Source organism: Streptomyces pratensis (assembly GCF_037137275.1).
Taxonomy (GTDB): domain Bacteria; phylum Actinomycetota; class Actinomycetes; order Streptomycetales; family Streptomycetaceae; genus Streptomyces; species Streptomyces pratensis_B.
In genome coordinates this window covers 391,617-411,149 of record NZ_JBBBEN010000102.1, presented here as the reverse complement: position 1 = coordinate 411,149, position 19,533 = coordinate 391,617, and the positions used below count along the sequence as shown (strand labels likewise).

At 71.6% G+C, this 19,533-nt stretch carries 19 protein-coding genes and 1 riboswitch; of the genes, 6 read left to right on the top strand and 13 right to left on the bottom strand.

Features of this window, described 5'->3' with window-relative positions; all coding sequences use genetic code 11:
- Positions 1 to 13 precede the first annotated feature (13 nt).
- Positions 14 to 733, top strand: a complete 720-nt coding sequence (locus tag V9U70_RS28910; RefSeq protein ID WP_336680142.1) for an N-acetylmuramoyl-L-alanine amidase — start codon at positions 14 to 16, stop codon at positions 731 to 733.
- A gap of 18 nt (positions 734 to 751) precedes the next feature.
- Here the strand turns inward: V9U70_RS28910 and V9U70_RS28905 are convergent, their stop codons facing one another.
- The 13 genes from V9U70_RS28905 to V9U70_RS28845 all read right to left on the bottom strand — a co-directional run bounded on the left by V9U70_RS28905 (position 752) and on the right by V9U70_RS28845 (position 13,577).
- Entirely contained in the window at positions 752 to 1,921 is a 1,170-nt protein-coding gene (locus V9U70_RS28905; protein WP_336680024.1) for a cysteine desulfurase family protein, read from the bottom strand.
- Between the two features lie 164 nt (positions 1,922 to 2,085).
- Positions 2,086 to 2,547 carry a hypothetical protein gene (locus V9U70_RS28900; RefSeq protein ID WP_336680023.1) on the bottom strand — a complete coding sequence of 154 codons (462 nt, stop codon included), beginning with the start codon at positions 2,545 to 2,547 and terminating at the stop codon, positions 2,086 to 2,088.
- Between the two features lie 93 nt (positions 2,548 to 2,640).
- Positions 2,641 to 2,796: a hypothetical protein gene (locus tag V9U70_RS28895; protein ID WP_336680021.1), complete on the bottom strand. Its 156-nt coding sequence runs from the start codon at positions 2,794 to 2,796 to the stop codon at positions 2,641 to 2,643.
- Positions 2,797 to 3,171: 375 nt separating this feature from the next.
- Complete coding sequence (locus tag V9U70_RS28890) at positions 3,172 to 4,041, bottom strand: thioesterase family protein (RefSeq protein WP_336680019.1); 870 nt, start codon at positions 4,039 to 4,041, stop codon at positions 3,172 to 3,174.
- Positions 4,042 to 4,148: 107 nt separating this feature from the next.
- On the bottom strand, positions 4,149 to 4,820 hold the full coding sequence (locus V9U70_RS28885) for a trimeric intracellular cation channel family protein (protein ID WP_336680017.1): 672 nt from the start codon (positions 4,818 to 4,820) through the stop codon (positions 4,149 to 4,151).
- 18 nt (positions 4,821 to 4,838) lie between these two features.
- Complete coding sequence (locus V9U70_RS28880; protein WP_336680015.1) at positions 4,839 to 6,035, bottom strand: ABC transporter ATP-binding protein; 1,197 nt, start codon at positions 6,033 to 6,035, stop codon at positions 4,839 to 4,841.
- A complete protein-coding gene (locus V9U70_RS28875; RefSeq protein ID WP_336680013.1) occupies positions 6,032 to 7,024 on the bottom strand; it encodes an ABC transporter ATP-binding protein in 993 nt (330 codons plus the stop codon). Before V9U70_RS28875 ends, V9U70_RS28880 begins: the two co-directional genes overlap by 4 nt.
- A 6-nt stretch (positions 7,025 to 7,030) precedes the next feature.
- Positions 7,031 to 7,993, bottom strand: a complete 963-nt coding sequence (locus tag V9U70_RS28870; RefSeq protein ID WP_336680011.1) for an ABC transporter permease — start codon at positions 7,991 to 7,993, stop codon at positions 7,031 to 7,033.
- 1 nt (position 7,994) lies between these two features.
- On the bottom strand, positions 7,995 to 8,999 hold the full coding sequence (locus tag V9U70_RS28865) for an ABC transporter permease (RefSeq protein WP_336680009.1): 1,005 nt from the start codon (positions 8,997 to 8,999) through the stop codon (positions 7,995 to 7,997).
- Between the two features lie 85 nt (positions 9,000 to 9,084).
- A complete protein-coding gene (locus V9U70_RS28860) occupies positions 9,085 to 10,755 on the bottom strand; it encodes an ABC transporter substrate-binding protein (RefSeq protein ID WP_336680007.1) in 1,671 nt (556 codons plus the stop codon).
- 203 nt (positions 10,756 to 10,958) lie between these two features.
- Positions 10,959 to 11,786, bottom strand: coding sequence for an enhanced serine sensitivity protein SseB C-terminal domain-containing protein (locus tag V9U70_RS28855; protein WP_419724045.1), 828 nt, complete (start codon positions 11,784 to 11,786; stop codon positions 10,959 to 10,961).
- A gap of 259 nt (positions 11,787 to 12,045) precedes the next feature.
- Complete coding sequence (locus V9U70_RS28850) at positions 12,046 to 12,816, bottom strand: enhanced serine sensitivity protein SseB (RefSeq protein WP_336680005.1); 771 nt, start codon at positions 12,814 to 12,816, stop codon at positions 12,046 to 12,048.
- Between the two features lie 62 nt (positions 12,817 to 12,878).
- Positions 12,879 to 13,577, bottom strand: coding sequence for an AAA family ATPase (locus tag V9U70_RS28845; RefSeq protein ID WP_336680003.1), 699 nt, complete (start codon positions 13,575 to 13,577; stop codon positions 12,879 to 12,881).
- Positions 13,578 to 13,744: 167 nt separating this feature from the next.
- Positions 13,745 to 13,842: riboswitch (glycine riboswitch) on the top strand.
- Between the two features lie 160 nt (positions 13,843 to 14,002).
- Between V9U70_RS28845 and gcvT the strand changes: the two genes are divergently transcribed.
- From gcvT to V9U70_RS28820, 5 genes are all read left to right on the top strand, one after another.
- Entirely contained in the window at positions 14,003 to 15,127 is a 1,125-nt protein-coding gene (gene gcvT / locus V9U70_RS28840) for a glycine cleavage system aminomethyltransferase GcvT (protein WP_336680001.1), read from the top strand.
- 121 nt (positions 15,128 to 15,248) lie between these two features.
- Positions 15,249 to 15,626, top strand: a complete 378-nt coding sequence (gene gcvH, locus V9U70_RS28835) for a glycine cleavage system protein GcvH (RefSeq protein WP_336679999.1) — start codon at positions 15,249 to 15,251, stop codon at positions 15,624 to 15,626.
- A 20-nt stretch (positions 15,627 to 15,646) separates the two neighbouring features.
- Positions 15,647 to 16,906 carry a serine hydroxymethyltransferase gene (gene glyA / locus V9U70_RS28830; protein WP_336679997.1) on the top strand — a complete coding sequence of 420 codons (1,260 nt, stop codon included), beginning with the start codon at positions 15,647 to 15,649 and terminating at the stop codon, positions 16,904 to 16,906.
- A gap of 156 nt (positions 16,907 to 17,062) precedes the next feature.
- Positions 17,063 to 18,448: an L-serine ammonia-lyase gene (locus tag V9U70_RS28825; RefSeq protein ID WP_336679995.1), complete on the top strand. Its 1,386-nt coding sequence runs from the start codon at positions 17,063 to 17,065 to the stop codon at positions 18,446 to 18,448.
- Positions 18,449 to 18,856: 408 nt separating this feature from the next.
- Positions 18,857 to 19,360 (top strand): MarR family winged helix-turn-helix transcriptional regulator, encoded by a 504-nt coding sequence (locus V9U70_RS28820; RefSeq protein WP_336679993.1) that lies wholly within the window; start codon positions 18,857 to 18,859, stop codon positions 19,358 to 19,360.
- The last annotated feature ends 173 nt before the right edge of the window (positions 19,361 to 19,533 follow it).

The window sequence follows — 19,533 nt, the reverse complement described above, 5'->3', positions numbered from 1 at the left end:
CGTTGACGCTCGTATGGGGAACAACGGGAGCACCGGGGCCTCGCGAAAGCCTTCGCGGAAGAAGCCCGCGCGCGGCGTCAGCCGGCGCGCCCTGCTGATCGGCGGAGGCGCGGTGGCGGTCGGCGGCGGCCTCGTGCTCGCGCGCGACGAGGTGGAACGGATGTGGTGGCGGGTGCCCGGCGTGGAGAAACCGCGCACGCCCGGCGAGCTGGACTACCCGGGCGCGACCTGGGTGGCCGCCTCGGAGGCGAACTGGCGGCGCGCGGACCGCCCCGACGACTTCGGGATCGACCGCGTGATCATCCACGTCACCCAGGGAAGCTTCGCCAGCGCGGTGCGGGTGTTCCAGGACCCCGCGCACCGGGCCGCGACCCACTACATCGTGGGCCAGGACGGGCGCGTGGTGCAGATGATCCGCGAGCTGGACGTGGCCTATCAGGCGGGCGACCGCGCGTACAACGAGCGCAGCGTCGGCATCGAGCACGAGGGCTTCGTGGACCGGCCCAAGGACCTCACCACGGCGATGTACGAGGCGTCGGCCCGGCTCACGGCGTCCATCTGCGCGCGCCACGACATACCGATCGACCGGGAGCACATCATCGGACACGTGGAGGTGCCGGGCACCGACCACACCGACCCGGGGCCCCACTGGGACTGGGACCGCTATCTGGAGCTGGTGCGGCGGGCGGCGACGGCGAGAGCCGCGCGGAGCGCGCCCCCGGCCGCCGGCTGAGCCCGCCGCCGGGGCGGATCAGCTGAGCCCGGCCGCCCTCGCCCGCTCCACCGCCGGGCCGATCGCCCGGGCCAGCGCCTTGACGTCCTCCTCGGTCGAGGTGTGGCCGAGCGAGAAGCGCAGGGTCCCCCGGGCCAGGTCCGGATCGGTGCCGGTGGCGAGCAGGACGTGGCTGGGCTGGGCGACCCCGGCGGTGCAGGCGGAGCCGGTCGAGCACTCGATGCCCTGCGCGTCCAGCAGCAGCAGGAGGGAGTCGCCTTCGCAGCCGGGGAAGCTGAAGTGGGCGTTGGCCGGGAGGCGCCCTGCCGGATCGGGGTCGCCGCCCAGTACAGCGTCCGGCACGGCCTGGTGCACGGCGGCGACGAGGTCGTCGCGCAGCCCGCCGACGCGCCGGGCGAAGTGCTCGCGCCGCTCGGCGGCCAGCCGTCCGGCGACCGCGAAGGAGGCGACGGCGGGCACGTCCAGGGTGCCGGAGCGCACGTGCCGCTCCTGACCACCGCCGTGCAGGACGGGAACGGGGGTGTGGTCGCGGCCCAGCAGCAGCGCGCCGATCCCGAACGGGCCGCCGATCTTGTGGCCGCTGACCGTCATCGCCGCCAGCCCCGAACCAGCGAAGTCGACCTCCAGCTGACCGAAGGCCTGGACCGCGTCGGCGTGCATGGGGATGCCGAACTCCGCGGCCACCGAAGCGAGTTCACGGACCGGCATGATGGTGCCGATCTCGTTGTTGGCCCACATGACGGTGATCATCGCGATGTCGTCGGGGTTGCGGAGGACCGCCTCGCGCAGGTCCTCCACGTGGACCCGGCCCAAGCGGTCGACGGGAAGGTGCTCGACGGTCGCGCCCTCGTGCTCGGCCAGCCAGTCGACGGCGTCCAGGACGGCGTGGTGTTCGACGGGGCCGCTGAGGACCCGGGTGCGCCGGGGGTCCGCGTCGCGGCGGGACCAGTAGAGCCCCTTGACGGCGAGGTTGTCGGCCTCCGTGCCGCCGGAGGTGAGGACCACCTCGCTGGGACGTGCGCCGAGGGCGTCGGCAAGGGCTTCTCGAGCCTCCTCCGTGGTACGGCGGGCCCGGCGTCCGGCGGCGTGCAGCGAGGAAGCGTTGCCGGTGACGGACAGCTGGGCGGTCATCGCCTCGATCGCTTCGGGAAGCATCGGCGTGGTCGCGGCGTGGTCGAGGTAAGCCATGGTGGGGCCGATTCTACGAGGCCGGGGCGGGGCGCATGCCGGGCGCGTCACGGCCCGGCGCCAGCGCACGCCCGCACTCGGGGCGGTGGACCGGTGCGGGGCCCGGGGCCGGGACCCGTTTCGGAGCCGATCCGGAAGGGGGCGAGCGCCTCGCGGGGGCCGAATCAGCCGCCGAGGTCCCAGGTGACCGTGCCGTTGACGGTGACCAGGACGGCCAGGACCACCAGGTCGGCCACGCCGAGCGCGAGGCCGAGACGGGCCCGCCCCGGGCGGCGGGTCCGGCGGGCCAGGGCCAGCAGGGCCATCACTATCGCGGCGGGCCCGAGCAGGACGTTGAAGACCAGCAGCCCGACGAGGCCGAGGACGAACGAGGCGACGGCCAGCCCGTCCGCCTCCCTGCCCACCGCGCGGGCCGGGGCCGAACGGGGGCCGCCGTCCGTCGGCGCGGGCGTCCCCTCCCGCGGCGCGGGGGCGGACGTCCGCCGGGGCGCGGGCTCGGCCGGCGCAGTCGTCGGCGCGGGCCCGGACGGTTCGGCCCCGCGCTCGGAACCGGTGTCGGGAGCGGCGAAGTCGGCATCGTCCGTATCGGTCCTGGGGGCGCGGCGGGCGAAGTCGGTGCGAGGCATGGTGCGAGCTCCTTCGGATGCGTCCGGGCGCGGCAGGCTCGACAGGGGCGGCGCGCGGGTCGGCCGACGCGCGGGTCCGGCGGGGACGGCGGTTCAGCGCGGCCGGCGTGCGGAACGCTCGCGCACGGCGAAGATCAGCAGCCAGCCGGCGATGGCGGCGGCGGCGGCCAGGGACACCGGGACCGGGAGCTGGGCGACCGCCCCGAGGACGACCCCCAGCAGAAGCAGCGCGGCGACGAGGACGAGCACGGCGGAACCTCTCTGTGCGACGACGAAAGCCGTTCGCCGTACGCGTGTTCACCGACTCGGCAGCCTAAACCCCGTACGGCTTCCCGGTCGGGGGAACGGCTGCCTCCCGCACGGCGCGCGGCACACCGCCGGAACCCGCCGGGCACAAAAGCCCAGGACGCGCCAGGGCTGCCGGGCCCGGCGCTCGTCCTGCTGGAGCGCCGGGCCCGGGCAGCCCGGGGCCGCGGGAGGCCGCCTGGGCCGCCGGGGCCGCTCAGGGGGTGTCCGGCGGATCAGAGCCGGGTCCGCGACGCCCTAGCACGGTGCATCGCAAGGCGCAGCCGGAGACGGGGGGGGTCAGGGACGCCCGACCGGAGAGGCTCGGCCCGTCACGCGTCACGCGTCGCGTGGGGCCTTGGCCAGCTGGCGGGACTGCGCGACGAGCCGGTCCGCGCTGTCCCAGACCTCCGCGTCCTCCTCCAGGAAGCCGCCCGCGAGGTTGCGGGTGGTGATGGCGACGCGCAGCGGGCCGGGGGCAGGGCGGCAGCGGACGTGGGCGGTGAGTTCGACGGTGGGCGTCCAGCCGGTCAGGCCCAGCTCGAAGGAGGTCGGCGGCAGTGCGTCCACCGTGAGGAGCAGCGAGAGCGGGTCCGGGTCGCGACCGTCGGCCAGGCCGAACCAGCCGCGCATCTCCCCCTTGCCGGACGGCGCGCCGATCGCCCAGCCGACGGTGGCCGGGTCGAGCTTGATGTCCAGACGCTCGGTGATGGCGGAGCTGCCGGGAATCGGCGCCGGGCCGTCGCTCGGGCCAAGGCACTGGTCGCGGGCGGGCATGGCGGGCGGCAGCGCCGTCGTGCGGACGTCGTCGGGGAGTGCGTCGAGGTCGCCGTAGGTCGCCAGGACCCGGATGCGCTCGATCTCGCTGCCGTCCGCCGCGTACTGGAAGAGGGAGGCCTGTCCGGTGGAGAGCGTGCGTCCGGTGCGCACGATCTCCGTGCGCACCACGGCGGGGCCCGGCACGGAGGCGGTGAGGTAGTGCGCAGAGACCGAGAAGGGGTCGGGGTGCGGCAGGGCCTCGCCCAGGGCGCGGCCGAGCAGGGCCAGCAGATAGCCGCCGTTGACGGCGTGGATGATGGTCCAGCCCGCGGAGAGCTCGGCGTCGTACACGCCGTGCTCGCGCAGGGTGACCGCGGTGTCCCGGTCGAACTCGCTGTCGCCGATGGTTGCCCGTGCGGTCTGCGCCGCTTCTGTCGCTGCCTGTGCCATGGGATGCACGGTACACGGACGCATTACTGAGCGGTAGCTTTATCCTCGGGCGGCCGTCTCCCCCTCCCGAGGGGCGGCCCGGTCGGGGGCGGTCCGGCGGGCGCCCCCTAAGCGGCCGCGGAGCCTTCCTCGGCGCGGGCGGAGGACCGGTTGTAGGCGCGGGGCGCCCGCCAGTGGAAGCGCAGCGCCAGCAGGCGCAGGACGATGGTGGCGACGACCGCCAGGGCGCTGGTCCAGGCGTTGAGCATCTCGAAGCGGATGCACAGGACGACCATGGTCGCGCCGACGATGGCGGGCACCGCGTAGAGATCGCGGTCCCACCGCAGCAGCGAGGGCACCTCGTTGGCCAGCACGTCGCGCAACACCCCGCCGCCCACCGCGGTGGCCAGGCCCAGGGCCGCCGACGACGTCAGCCCGAGGCCGTACTCGTAGGCCTTCACCGTGCCGGCCACACAGAAGAGACCGAGCCCCGCCGCGTCGAAGACGTTGACGCCGACCTGGATGCGTTCGACGTGCGGGTGGAGGAAGAACACCAGTCCGGCGGCGAATAGCGGAGTGATGAAGTAGCCGAGGTCGGTGAAGGCGGCGGGCGGGATCGCCCCGATCATCACGTCACGGAACAGCCCTCCGCCCAGCGCCGTCGCCTCGGCGAGGACCGCGATGCCGAAGACATCGAAGTTCTTGCGTACGGCGAGCAGGGCGCCCGAGATCGCGAAGACGAAGATCCCGACGATGTCGAGCGCGTGCTGGACGGAGGGCGTGAACAGTTCGGTGAGCACCGGACAAGTGTGCCGGTCCTAGGACCGGGCGTCGCCCTCCGCCCGTCCGGCCGGCTCCGCAGCGGTCTGCGGCGGTACGGCCAGAGGCTTCTCCCCGGCCGGCCGCGCACCCTCCTCCGAGGCGAGGGCGCCGGTGGCCCCGGGCTTCTCCCCGGCCTCGGAGGCCGTCGCCTTGCGGCCGCCGCCCCCCGTCCCCGCCTCCGTCGCCGAGGACTGCCGCACCGTCCCGGCCTCGATCTCGGCCGTGAAGTGGCAGGCCACCTTGTGGCCTTCGCCGGTGTCCAGCAGCGGCGGGCGCTCGGTGGCGCACTTGGTCTCCTGCACCCACGGGCACCGGGTGTGGAACCGGCAGCCGGCCGGCGGGTTCGCCGGGGAGGGCAGGTCGCCGTGGAGGAGGATGCGCTCGCGCCGGTCCTCGACCTCGGGGTCCGGCACCGGGACGGCGGACATCAGCGCCTTGGTGTACGGGTGCCGGGGGCCCGCGTACAGCGCGTCGCTCGGGGCCTCCTCGACGAGCCCGCCGAGGTACATCACCCCGATGACGTCGGAGATGTGCCGCACGACGGCGAGGTCGTGCGCGATGACCAGATAGGTCAGACCCAGCGACTCCTGGAGCTCCTCCAGCAGGTTGATCACCTGCGCCTGGACCGACACGTCGAGCGCCGAGACCGGCTCGTCGCAGATGATCACATCGGGTTCCAGGACCAGGGCGCGGGCGATGCCGATGCGCTGGCGCTGGCCGCCGGAGAACTCGTGCGGGTAGCGGGACATCGCGTTGGCCGGCAGGCCGACCTTGGCGAGGATGTCCTTGATCTTCTCCTGGCGGTCCTCCCGGTTCTCGCCGATGCCGTGGGCGGCCATGCCCTCGGACAGGATCGACTCGATGTTCTGCCGGGGGTTGAGACTGCCCAGCGGGTCCTGGAAGACCATCTGGAGCCGTCGCCGGAAGGCCCGCATCTCCTCGGACGGCAGCTTCGCCAGGTCGGTGCCGTCGAAGACGACCCCGCCCTCGGTGATGTCGTTCAGCCGCAGCACCGCGCGGCCCAGCGTCGTCTTGCCGCAGCCCGACTCGCCGACCAGGCCGTACGTCTGCCCGGCCTCCACGCTCAGTGAGACGCCGTCGACCGCGTAGACGTGGCCGACCGTACGGTCGAAGAACAGGCCCTTCTTGACCGGGAAGTGGACTTTGACGCCGTCCAGTTCGAGAAGGCTCATGCCAAGACCTCCGCCTCGGGCAGGACCGGGTTGACGCAGCGCACCTGGTGTCCGGCCGTGCGTGGTTCGGTCAGTTCGGGGGTGCCGGTCAGGCATCCCATCGTGTAGTGGTCGCACCGGGGTGCGAACGCGCAGCCGTCGGCCCAGGCGATCTTGTCGTTGATGGACCCGCGGATCGGGTGCAGCGGTTCGCCGCGCGGCGCGTCGAGCCGCGGGATGGAGCCGAGGAGCCCGTGCGCGTACGGGTGGGTGGGGTGGGCGAACAGCTCACGGCGGCTCGCCGACTCCACCGCCCGCCCCGCGTAGAGGACGTTGACCTCGTCGCAGAGGCCGGCGACGACGCCGAGGTCGTGCGTGATCATCAGGAGGGCGGTCCCCTCCTGGTCGACCAGTTCCTTGAGCAGTTCCAGGATCTGCGCCTGGATGGTCACGTCCAGGGCGGTCGTCGGCTCGTCGGCGATCAGCAGCCGGGGCGCGCAGGCGACCGCCATGGCGATCAGCGCCCGCTGGCGCATGCCGCCGGAGAGCTGGTGCGGGTATTCCTTGAGCCGCCGCGCCGGGTCGGGGATGCCGACCCGCTCCAGCAGGGACGTGGCCTCCCTGCGGGCCTTCTCGCCCTTCAGCCCGCGGTGGCGCTGGAGGATCTCGGTGACCTGGACGCCGATGGGGACGACCGGGTTCAGCGAGGACAGCGGGTCCTGGAAGATCATCGCCAGCTGGCTGCCGCGCAGGTCGCGCAGCTTGCGCTCGTTCATGGTGAGCAGGTTCTGACCGTCGAACTCGGCCCGGCCGCCGACCCGGACGCCCTTGCGGGGCAACAGGCCCATCAGGGCGAGCGAGGTGACGGACTTGCCGCAGCCCGACTCGCCGACCAGGCCCACGACCTGGCCCTGGTCGACATCGAAGGAGACCCCGTCCACGGCGGTGGCGTCCTTGCGGCCGCGAGCGGTGAAAGTGACGCTGAGTTCCTCAACGGAGAGCAGTGACATAGGACGTCAGCCTCGCAACTTCGGGTCGAGGGCTTCGCGCATGGCCTCGCCGAGCAGGGTGAAACCGAGAGCGGTGATGATGATGCCGACGGCCGGGTAGGCCGCCATCATCGGGTCGTTGTCGAAGAAGCGCTGCGCCTGGGAGAGCATCACGCCCCATTCGGGGATGGCCGGGTCGGGGTTGCCGAGCCCGAGGTAGGACAGGGCCGCGGCCTCGATGATCGCGGTCGCCAGGCTCAGGGTGGCCTGGACGATCACGGGGCTCAGGGAGTTGGGCAGGATCTGCGTGAGCACGATCCGCTTCCGCCGGATGCCGACCGCCTTGGCGGCGAGCACGTAGTCGGCGCCGCCCTGGACGAGCATCGAACCTCGCAGCAGGCGGGCGAAGATCGGGATCTGGACGACACCGACGGCGATCATCACGGTGGTCAGCGACTGGCCGAGCATCGCGGCGATGGAGACGGCCAGCAGCAGCGAGGGCAGCGACAGCATGATGTCGGTGAAGCGCATGATGACGGTGTCGACGCGCTGGCCCACCTTGCCGCCGAGGGTGGCGGCGGCGCCGGAGAGCACGCCGACCATCGCGCCGACGAGCAGGCCGATGAGCATGGAGACCACGCCGACGAGCAGCGTCTGCCGCGCCCCGACGAGCCAGCGGGAGAACATGTCACGGCCCAGGTGGTCCAGGCCGAACCAGTTCTCGCCGCGCATGCCGATGAACTTGCCCTGGTTGGGGAAGACTTCGTCGCGCCAGGTCTGCGCGGTGGGCGCGTGCGGGGCGACCCACGGGCCGACCACCGCGACGACGACGAACGCGGCGATGATCGCCGCGCCGATGACGGCCATCTTGCTGGACCGCATCCGGCGGAACGCCTCGCGCCACAGGCTGGTCCCGGTGACCGTCTCCGAGCTCTGGGTCAGCTCGGCGAGACGGTCGATCTTGTCTGCTCTGTTGGTCAGGATCGTCACGTCAGTGCACCCGCACTCTCGGGTCGATGATGCTGTACGCGAGGTCGACCAGGAGGTTGATCAGCACGTACACCATCGCGATGAAGAGAATGAACCCGACGAGGACCGGGTAGTCGCGGCCGTCGATCGCGGTGCGGATGAAGGACCCGATACCGCCGAAGTCGAAGACGGACTCGGTGAGCACCGCTCCGGAGAGCAGGCTGCCGGTCAGCAGGCCGACCGCGGTGATCACGGGCAGCAGCGCGTTGCGCAGCACATGGCGGCCGCGCACGGTCCCCTTGTCCAGGCCCTTGGACTCGGCGGTGCGGATGTAGTCCTCGCCGAGCACCTCCAGGACGCTGGCGCGGGTCATCCGGACGATGACGGCGAGCGGGATCGAGGCCAGTGCGACGGCGGGCAGGACCAGGTGCTGGATCGCGTCCCAGCTCGCGTCGAACTCGCCGGTCAGCAGCCCGTCCAGGACGGCGAACCCGGTGACGTCCGTGGCGTTGAGCCCGGTGGTCAGCCGGCCCTGGCTCGGGAACCAGCCCAGCTCCACGGAGAAGATCCCGCGCAGCAGCATGGCCAGGAAGAAGACCGGGATGCAGATGCCGAGCAGCGATCCGGAGACCGAGGCCACGTCCAGCCAGCCACCGCGGTGCCTGGCGGCCAGATAGCCCATCGGGATGCCCACGACGACGGCGATCAGGATCGCCGCGACGCTGAGCTCCACGGTCGCCGGGAAGCGGAGGGCGAATTCGTCCCACACCGGCTGCCCGGTCTGGGTGGAGGTTCCGAGGTCCAGCTCGAAGATGCGCTTGAGGAAGCGCCAGTACTGGACGTGGACCGGCTCGTCGAGTCCGAGCGCCCGGTTGATTCTCGCTACTTCGGCTTCGGTGGCCCGCTCGCCCAGGATCGCTGAGGCGGGCCCGCCGGGCAGCCGGTTCAGCCAGAGGAACAGCAGGACCGACAGGCCGAGCAGGGTGGGAATGAGCTGGAGAAGTCTTCTGACGACGAGTCGCAGCACCCCGCATGCCCCTTTCTCACGTGCGTCGATGCGGGTCCGCCCGGCCACCTGGTCNAGGTGGCCGGGCGGACCCGCTGGTGTGCGATTACTTGAAGGAGACCTCGGCGAAGTTCTCCTGCGTCAGCGGGGAGACCTTCGGCGGGTTGACGTTCTTGGCGAACGCGATGGCCGGCGGGGACGACGAGATCGGCACGCCCGGGACGTACTCCATGATCGCCTCGTTGGCCTTCTCGTAGGCCGCGGTGCGGCCGGCGGTGTCGGTGATCTTGGAGGCCGCGTTCACGGCGTCGAAGACCTTCTGGTCCTTGAAGCCCCACTGCTTGTCGGGCCCGGAGAACCAGGTGCCGATGAAGTTGTAGCCGTCGTTGAAGTCACCGGTCCAGCCGAGCATGTGCAGGGCGCAGGAGCCCGCCTCAGTGGCGTCCAGGTAGTCCGGCGCCCACTTCATGGCCTTCGGGGTGATGGTGATGCCGGCCTTGTCCAGGTCGGCCTTCATCAGCTCGAACAGGTCCTGCGGGGCAGGCATGTACGGGCGGGTGACCTCGGTCGGGTAGCAGAAGTCGATCTTCAGGTTCTCCTCGCCGGCCTGCTTGAGGAGCTCCTTCGCCTTGGCGGTGTCGAACGGGTAGGTCTTCACCTTGTCCGAGAAGCCGGCGACCGTGTCGGGCATGAACTGGGTCGCGACCTTGCCGCCTTCCGGCAGCTGGGTGTTGACCAGGTTCTCGCGGTCGATGGCGTGCGTGATGGCCTGTCGGACCTCGGGCTTCTTCAGCGCCGGGTTCGCCGACTGGCTCATGCCGAGGTAGAAGATGTTGAAGACGTCACGGGTCGGGACCTCGTAACCCTCCTTCTCCAGGGTCGTCACATCGGCCGGGGCCACGAGGTCGTAGCCGTCGATGTCACCGGCCTGCAGCGCCTGGCGGCGGGTCTCCTCCGTGGAGATGGTGCGGAAGACCAGGTTCTTCACCTTGGCCTTGTCACCCCAGTAGTCGTCGAAGCGCTCCAGGGAGACTTCCTTGTTCCCCTTGTTCCACTTCACGATCTTGTACGGGCCGGTGCCGGCGACCGTGCCGGCCTCCTGGCTGTACTCGGGGTACGTGATGGCGTCGCCCTTGGCGCTCGCGTCCTGCTTCTCGTACTCCTCGATCGCCTTCGGCGAGTGGATCGCGAGGGCCTGGAGGGAGAAACCGCCGGGCAGGTTCGCCGAGGGCTTGTTCACCTCGATGACAGCGGTGTTCTCGTCCTTGGCGGTGCAGGACTTGTAGTTCGGCTCGGGCGCCTCCGCGTCCTCGTTCTCCGCGAACCCGCCCATGATGGACTGCCAGTAGTAGGAGACCGCGCTGGACTGGTACGTGCCCTTCCAGTTGAACCAGTGGTCGTAGTTCGCGCAGACCGCGGCGGCGTTGAACGCCTCGCCGTCGTGGAACTTCACGCCCTGGCGCAGATTGAACGTCCAGACCTTGCCGGCCGGGTCGCTCGACCACGTCTCCGCGAGGCCGCCGACCAGCTTGCTGCCGCCGGACTCGTGCTCCAGAAGCGCCTCGAACGCCTGGCGGGTGACGCGGAACGTCTCGCCGTCGCTCGCGAGGGCCGGGTCGAGGGAACCGGGGTCACCGGCTCCGGCGAAGACGAAGGTGTCCTTGTCGCCCCCCTTGGAGCCGCCCTCGTCCCGCTCGCTGGAACAGCCCGTGGCGATCATCCCGACAGCGACGGCTGTCGTGATCGCCCGGACAGCCCGGGACTTGAATATGCGCATGGGTCCACCCCTGGTTCGCCATGTGGTGAGGTTTGATGGCCGCACACTACGACGGGACCCAGCGCAAGAGAACAGTCCGGATAGCGGTGAGACCTAGTCGAGACCCGGACAGTTAACAAACCGTCCAGTTCCGGGACATCCCTGCGGGTGACGTCGGCGGGGCCGATGTCACCCGCGGCCCGGGGACGGGCGCCCCGCGCCGGTCAGCGGTGCTGCGGCGGATATCCGTAGCCGGGGGCGGCGACCGGCGGCGGGCCGGCCGGGGCGTGCGCCTCACGGTCGTAGAACGGGCGGACGTTGGCGCGCAGCCACATCGCGACCGGGTCGTACTCGTCGGACATGGCGACGGTGGAGACGGGCAGCCCCTCGGGTACCGTGCCGACCGACTCCCGCATCATCGAGCGCACCGCCTCGACGGAGGCGCGGCCCGTGTCGTAGAGGTCGAGGCCGATGGCGAGATACGGGACGCCGACCGCGGGGTGGACCCAGGCGCGGCGCAGGGCTCGGACGGCCGGCGTGCGGTGGGCGTTCTGGGTGAGCACGGCGTAGAACTGCGGGAGTTCGATGGCGGGCTCTGAGAGGCGCAGCGGACCGGCGGGGAGCCGGTCGAGACCGGTGGCGATCCGGCGCAGATCCAGCCAGGGGATGCCGACGCCGCCGCCCGGGGCGTGCGGGTTGAGCCAGATGCCCCAGCGGTCGGGGAAGAGGGCGCGGGCGATGTCACGTCCGGTGACCACTTCGTGGGCCCGGTTCCAGCCGCTGGCGGACAACTCCTGGGCGGAGGTCACGCAGGGGGCGTACCCCAGGCCGTCGATCTGCATGTTCCCGTACTGGGCGTCGGGCGAACCGGCCGTGCCGTGCCAGAGCAGCATCCAGAGCCGGCCGTCGGCGAGCGAGGCGAGGAGCGCCTCGTAGGCGTCGTAATGCCCGGGGGCGACCTGGCGCAGCGTGTGCTCGACGCTTCCCCGGGCGCCCGGCTCCGCCCGAGCGGGGGACGCCCCGTTGTCCGCCGCAGTGCCTGCCGCACTCACCCTGGGTCCCGCCCCTCGTCGCTCCGTCGGATTCGCGCCACCGCTCCCGGGCGCATCGGGAACGGCCGCCGGCGCCTCCCGTCCGGACCGGGACGAGCGCGCGTGCCCCGCTGTTCTGATCCGGTCCGAGCCGAACGAAAGGCCCTCGCCATCAAACCAGCTTATGCGCCGCTTGTGACACCGCGGTGACTGCGCGGTCCGGCGCCGCCGCGCGGGCCCGGCGGGAGTCCCGCGTCCGGGCCGTCTCGGCCCGGTGCGGTCAGTGGCCCGCGCTCCGGTAGAACGGCCGTACTCTCTCCCGCATCCAGTCGCCGACGAGGTCCTGGGCCACGTCGAGGAGGACCAGGTTGACCGGCCAGGGGACCTGAACGCGGCCGAGCGCCCGGCCGAGGGCGTCCATGGGGGCGCTCTGCCCGACGTCCTCGGGGGAGGCGAACTCGACGCCGACGAAGAGGACGGGGTCCTCGCCCTCGACGCTGGCCAGCGCCCGGCGGGCGGTGCTCACGACTCCGATGGCCTGGAACTCCTCGGACACGGCGGCGAGGAAGTCGACCGGGTCGTGCTGCCAGTCCGGCTCGAACAGCCGGACCCGGCCGCCGGTGGCGGCTCCGTCGAGCGCGGTGCGCCCGGCCCGGCACAGTTCGGCGACGGCGGGCGGCGGGAGGGGGATGCCGACCGCGCCGCCGGGGTTCACGGCGATGCCGACCTGCGGGGGCAGTCCCCGGGCGAAGTCGCGGGCGGGCGCCACCGCGAAGGACATGTGGCTGCCGACGCAGCTGCGGAACTGGTCCTCCGAGCTGAAGACCGGAACGAACGCGGCGCCCTGGATCTCCATCATCGGCAGGTCGAGATCGGCGCTGGCGGGGCCGCCGCCGCTCGGCAGCGGCACCCACACGGAGCTGCGGCCGAGCACCTCGACGAGGCGGCCGCCCGCGTCCGGGACGCCGAGCGAGGCGGCCAGCACCTCTTCGAGCTCGTTGGCGGGCCACCCCTGCCGGGGGTGCGCCTGGACGGGTGCCTCAGTGTCCACTGCCTCTGTGCCCTCTCTGCGCCGTCGCGGCCGACCGGCGGCCGTCGTTCCTGGCCAGCACCCTAACCGGCACGGGCGGCGGCGACTTCGGTCTCCGTGAAGGAGATCCGGCCGATCGCCCCCGCGGCCTCGCGGTCCAGCAGCACCGCGGACGTGCAGCCGGCGGGCAGGAGCCCCTGTTCGGTGTCGCGCAGCAGCCTCGCCACCGCGCGCCGATGCCGGGCGAAGGCGTAACCGGAGACCCCCCGGCCGCGCTCGCGCTGCCCTTGGCGGGCCACCTCCGGCGTCACGTCGAGCAGGATCAGGTGGAGGGTGCGGCCCCGGCTCACGGCGTACCGGGCGAGCCTGCGGCGCACCCAGGCCTGGGTGCCGCAGTCGTGCACGACGACGGACTCGCCGGAGCGCAGCGCCCGCCGCAGGCCGAGGTAGTGGGCGGCGCGCACCGCAGGGCGGTACAGGGCGTAGGGGAGTAAGCGGGGCAGGGCGGCGGCCCAGCTGTCGCGGGTGTTCTGGGAGTCGATGGCACGGCCCGCCGCGGCCCGCCGGATCAGGGTGGACTTCCCGCTGCCGGGCAGGCCGGAGACCACCACGATGTCCCCGGCGGTGAAGTCGAGACTGCGCGGCCCGCCGCCGGAGCGCCCGCGCAGATCGCGTACCACCGGCGCACGGGCTGCCCGCGGCTCCCGCACGGGCGCCTTGGATTGTGCGGGCATCGCGCCGTGCGCGACCCCCGCGGTCGGTGCCGACCGCTGCAACGTCATCGCCCATCCCCCTGCCGTCGGGTCACCCGCGTCTGCCCCTGAAGTGTAAAGAAAAGGCAATGCGGCACAACCGGTCTCGCCCTACTCTTCACCTGCGGGGGGACCGCCACGCCCCACTCTCCCCCAATGCGTGCGATGATGAGCGCGCCAACTGCATACCGGCCGTTCGAATCCGCGCGGGAGAGTTCCGGCCACAGTGTGAGCCGGGCGCCGAAGGAGCAAGATCCTCCCTTGAATCTCTCAGGCCCCGTACCGCGTGGATGAGGCAGATCTGAAAAGCGAGCCGCCCGGCGGCTCCACCCAAGGTGCAAGCCGAGCCCTGTCGGAAGGGGCATACCCCGTCAGGGGCCATCGGCGAACCTCTCAGGTTCGATGACAGATGGGGAGGTTTCATCCTGACGTCGTCATGCCCTGGAGCCGTATCCATGAGCACTGCCCCCCGTCTCACCGCCCTCGACGCGCTGCACCGCTCGCTCGGCGCCACCATGACCGACTTCGCGGGCTGGGACATGCCCCTGCGGTACGCCAGTGAGCGCGAGGAACACAACGCCGTACGCACCCGGGCCGGTCTCTTCGACCTGTCGCACATGGGCGAGATCACGGTCACCGGGCCCCAGGCGGCCGCCTTCCTGAGCTACGCGCTGGTCGGCAACATCGCCACGATCGGAAGCGGCCGGGCCCGCTACACGATGATCGTCCAGGAGGACGGCGGCATCCTGGACGACCTGATCGTCTACCGGCTGGGCGAGAGCGAGGCCCCCGAGTACCTGGTGGTCGCCAACGCGGGCAACGCCCAGACCGTGCTGGACACCCTCACCGCCCGCACCGAGGGCTTCGACGTCGCGGTGCGCGACGACCGGGACGCCTACGCGCTGCTCGCGGTCCAGGGCCCGCAGTCCCCCGCCATCATGAAGGCCGTCACCGACGCCGACCTGGACGGGCTGAAGTACTACGCGGGCCTGCCGGGCGCCGTCGCCGGCGTCCCGGCCCTCATCGCCCGCACCGGCTACACCGGCGAGGACGGCTTCGAGCTGTTCGTCGCCCCCGAGCACGCCGAGCAGCTGTGGCGGGCCCTGACCGAGGCCGGCGCCGCGCACGGCCTGATCCCCTGCGGGCTCTCCTGCCGCGACACGCTGCGCCTGGAGGCCGGCATGCCGCTGTACGGACACGAGCTGACGACCGCGCTGACCCCGTTCGACGCGGGCCTGGGCCGGGTCGTGAAGTTCGAGAAGGAAGGCGACTTCGTCGGGCGCGAGGCGCTGAAGGCCGCCGCCGAGCGCGCCGAGACCGCGCCGCCGCGCAAGCTGGTGGGCCTGGTCGCCGAGGGCCGCCGGGTGCCGCGCGCGGGCTTCCCGGTCGTGGCCGGCTCCACGGTGATCGGCGAGGTCACCTCCGGCGCCCCCTCCCCCACTCTGGGCAAGCCGATCGCCATGGCGTACGTGGACGCGGCCTTCGCCGCGCCCGGCACCGAGGGCGTGGGCGTGGACATCCGGGGCACGCACGAGCCGTACGAGGTCGTCGCGCTGCCGTTCTACAAGCGCCAGAAGTGATATTCCGGAACAACCCGGACCTTCCCGGCGCCGTGCGGGCGTCACGGAAGTGACGTATCCGCGTCTCACACCGTAAGACCACCGTTCATCAGCACTTCCCGCGTACAGGAGAATTCAGGTCATGAGCAACCCCCAGCAGCTGCGGTACAGCAAGGAGCACGAGTGGCTGACGGCCGTCGAGGACGGCGTGGCCACCATCGGCATCACGGAGTACGCGGCCAACGCCCTCGGCGACGTCGTCTACGCCCAGCTCCCGGAGGTCGGTGACACGGTGACCGCGGGCGAGACCTGCGGCGAGCTGGAGTCGACCAAGTCGGTCAGCGATCTGTACTCGCCGGTGACCGGTGAGGTGACGGCGGCCAACCAGGACGTCGTGGACGACCCCTCGCTGGTGAACTCCGCTCCCTTCGAGGGCGGCTGGCTGTTCAAGGTGCGTGTCGCGGAGGAGCCGGCCGACCTGCTCTCCGCCGACGAGTACACCGCGTTCTCCGGCAACTGAGACCTTTAAGGGACCCCCTGATGTCGCTTCTGAACTCCTCCCTCCACGAGCTGGACCCGGACGTCGCCGCCGCCGTCGACGCCGAGCTCCACCGTCAGCAGTCCACCCTCGAAATGATCGCCTCGGAGAACTTCGCTCCGGTGGCGGTCATGGAGGCGCAGGGCTCCGTCCTCACCAACAAGTACGCCGAGGGCTACCCCGGCCGCCGCTACTACGGCGGTTGTGAGCACGTCGACGTCGTCGAGCAGATCGCGATCGACCGGATCAAGGCCCTGTTCGGCGCCGAGGCCGCGAACGTCCAGCCGCACTCCGGTGCGCAGGCGAACGCCGCCGCGATGTTCGCGCTGCTGAAGCCGGGCGACACGATCATGGGCCTGAACCTGGCCCACGGCGGGCACCTGACCCACGGCATGAAGATCAACTTCTCCGGCAAGCTCTACAACGTGGTCCCGTACCACGTCGACGAGAGCGGTGTCGTGGACATGGAGGAGGTCGAGCGCCTCGCCAAGGAGTCCCAGCCGAAGCTGATCGTGGCCGGCTGGTCCGCCTACCCGCGCCAGCTCGACTTCGCCGCCTTCCGCCGGATCGCGGACGAGGTCGGCGCGTACCTCATGGTCGACATGGCGCACTTCGCGGGCCTCGTCGCCGCCGGCCTGCACCCCAACCCGGTGCCGCACGCCCACGTCGTCACCACCACCACGCACAAGACCCTCGGCGGGCCGCGCGGCGGCGTGATCCTCTCCACCCAGGAGCTCGCCAAGAAGATCAACTCGGCGGTCTTCCCCGGTCAGCAGGGTGGACCGCTGGAGCACGTGATCGCGGCCAAGGCGGTCTCGTTCAAGATCGCGGCGGGCGAGGAGTTCAAGGAGCGCCAGCAGCGCACCCTGGAGGGCGCCCGGATTCTCGCCGAACGCCTGGTGCAGCCGGACGTCACCGAGGCAGGCGTGTCCGTCCTGTCCGGCGGCACCGACGTGCACCTGGTCCTGGTCGACCTGCGCAACTCGGAGCTGGACGGCCAGCAGGCGGAGGACCGGCTCCACGAGCTGGGCATCACGGTCAACCGGAACGCCATCCCGAACGACCCGCGGCCGCCGATGGTGACCTCGGGCCTGCGGATCGGCACCCCGGCGCTGGCCACCCGCGGTTTCCGGACGGAGGACTTCACCGAGGTCGCGGAGATCATCGCCGCCGCCCTCAAGCCGTCCTACGACGCCGACGACCTCAAGGCCCGCGTGGTCGCGCTGGCCGACAAGTTCCCGCTGTACCCCGGCCTCGCGTAAGACCTTCGCAGTTTGCACATCCGGTGGGGGCACCGCGCACACTGAACAGTGAGCACGGTGCCCTCGTCGCTGCCCCGCGTTCCGCGGGCCCGTCGGCCCGTCCCCGCACCACCCGGCAGACAACGGCGTCTACCAACCCTGTTTAGGAGTCCTCCCGTGGCCCTTTCGGTCTTCGACCTCTTCTCGATCGGCATCGGCCCGTCCAGCTCCCACACAGTGGGCCCGATGCGCGCCGCCCGTATGTTCGCGCGCCGCCTCAAGAACGAAGGGCTGCTCGCGCACACCGCCTCGATACGCGCCGAGCTGTACGGCTCGCTCGGCGCGACCGGCCATGGGCACGGCACGCCCAAGGCGGTCCTGCTCGGTCTGGAGGGCGAATCGCCCCGGACCGTGGACGTGGAGTCCGCCGACGCCCGGGTCGAGGAGATCCGCACCGGTGGCCGTATCAACCTGCTCGGCATGCACGAGATCGACTTCGACTTCGACGAGCAGCTCGTCCTGCACCGCCGCAAGGCGCTCCCCTACCACGCCAACGGCATGACGATCCTCGCGTACGACGCCGAGGGCGCGCCGGTCCTGGAGAAGACCTACTACTCGGTCGGCGGCGGCTTCGTCGTGGACGAGGACGCGGTGGCCGGGGAGAACCCGATCGTCCCGGACGACACGGCCCTCAAGCACCCCTTCCGCACCGGCGACGAACTGCTGCGGCTCTCGCGGGAGACCGGGCTGTCCATCTCCTCCCTGATGCTGGAGAACGAGCTGTCCTGGCGCACCGAGGCGGAGATCCGCGAGGGGCTGCTGGACATCTGGCACGTCATGCAGGCCTGCGTCTCACGCGGCATGTCCCGCGAGGGCATTCTCCCCGGCGGCCTGAAGGTCCGCCGCCGTGCCGCGAACTCGGCCCGGCAGCTGCGCGCCGAGGGCGACCCGCAGGCCCACGCGATGGAGTGGATCACCCTCTACGCGATGGCGGTCAACGAGGAGAACGCGGCGGGCGGCCGGGTCGTCACCGCCCCCACCAACGGCGCCGCGGGCATCATCCCCGCCGTGCTGCACTACTACATGAACTTCGCCTCGGGCGGCTGCACCGAGGCCGAGAAGGAGGACAGCGTCGTCCGCTTCCTCCTCGCGGCCGGTGCGATCGGCATGCTGTTCAAGGAGAACGCGTCGATCTCGGGCGCCGAGGTCGGCTGCCAGGGCGAGGTCGGCTCTGCCTGCTCCATGGCGGCCGGGGCCCTGGCCGAGGTTCTCGGCGGCTCCCCCGAGCAGGTGGAGAACGCCGCCGAGATCGGCATGGAGCACAACCTGGGCCTGACCTGCGACCCGGTCGGCGGCCTCGTCCAGATCCCGTGCATCGAGCGCAACGGGATGGCCGCGGTGAAGGCGGTCACGGCGGCGAGGATGGCGCTGCGGGGCGACGGCAGCCACAAGGTCTCCCTCGACAAGGTCATCAAGACGATGAAGGAGACCGGGGCCGACATGAGCGTCAAGTACAAGGAGACGGCGCGCGGCGGACTCGCGGTGAACATCATCGAGTGCTAGGCGGCTCGGCCCTGACCAGCGCGTTCGCACCTTTCAGCGCTGTGTCGGGGCCTTCCCTGCTCGCGCGGCGGAAAGTCCCTGGGATCTCCCCGGTACAGACCTCGTCCCCTGACAGGAGTCCTGTCGAACGCTGGTCCATGGCTGCCTCCCCGGCACCCGGCGAAGGATCTGCCCGGCCCGTACCGGTCTCGCTCCACGAAGGCGCCATCGCTGCCCGCAAGCCGGGCTTGGCCCCGTCGTCCAGTCGGCCGTCGACGCCGGCCGTACGATTCTGCGGCGCGGCGAGGCGGCCGGACCGGAGCGCCGCGATGGCGGTGGTCCGTGGTTCCGATGCGTCTTCAGGACGAGTTGCCGTGGATGGCGCATTCCGATGGTTCGGTGCGCCGGGGGGAATGCAGCGTCGCGCTCATGGAATCGCTGATCGGGACCACCACTGACCAGGCTCCGGCGAACCCGGCCGTGGCCGATGACATGTCGGCCACTCAGCCGGTCGGCTTCTGGTGCGGGCTGACCCATACGACCGTCACCCAGCATCTGCGTGACGCCATGGCCGAGATCGACGTCACGCAGCCGCAGTACTGGGTACTCAACCGCGTGCACGGCGGTCCCACGGCGCCGAGCCGTGAGGAGGCCGTCGCTCAGCTGGCGCACCTCGCGGACGGTCCGCACGAGATCGCCAGGGTCGTGGACCAACTGCTCCACCGCGGATGGCTCCGGGCCGATGACGGACAGCGCCTGCACCTCACGGAGGCCGGGGAGGCCGCCAGAGCGCGGCTCCGTGAGCTGGCGACCGAGGTACGCGCCGTAGTCCACAGGGGCATCAGCGACGAGGAGTACGTGGCCGCGCTCAGGGTGCTGCGCACGATGGTGGCCGATGCCGAGGGCGGCCGGACTCCTGGCAATCCGATCTGACGTCGCGATCTCGTGGCGGACCCGGCGGGAAGCGGGTGCGGCCATCGCGTGATCATCGGAGGTCGCGTGGACTCCTGAAGATCATGCGGGGGCCGGGGGCAGGGGGCCTTTTGCCCCGTTCCCCTGGGGGCCTCCAGCGGACGGCGGACCCGCCGGGCCGAGGCGGTGCTGGG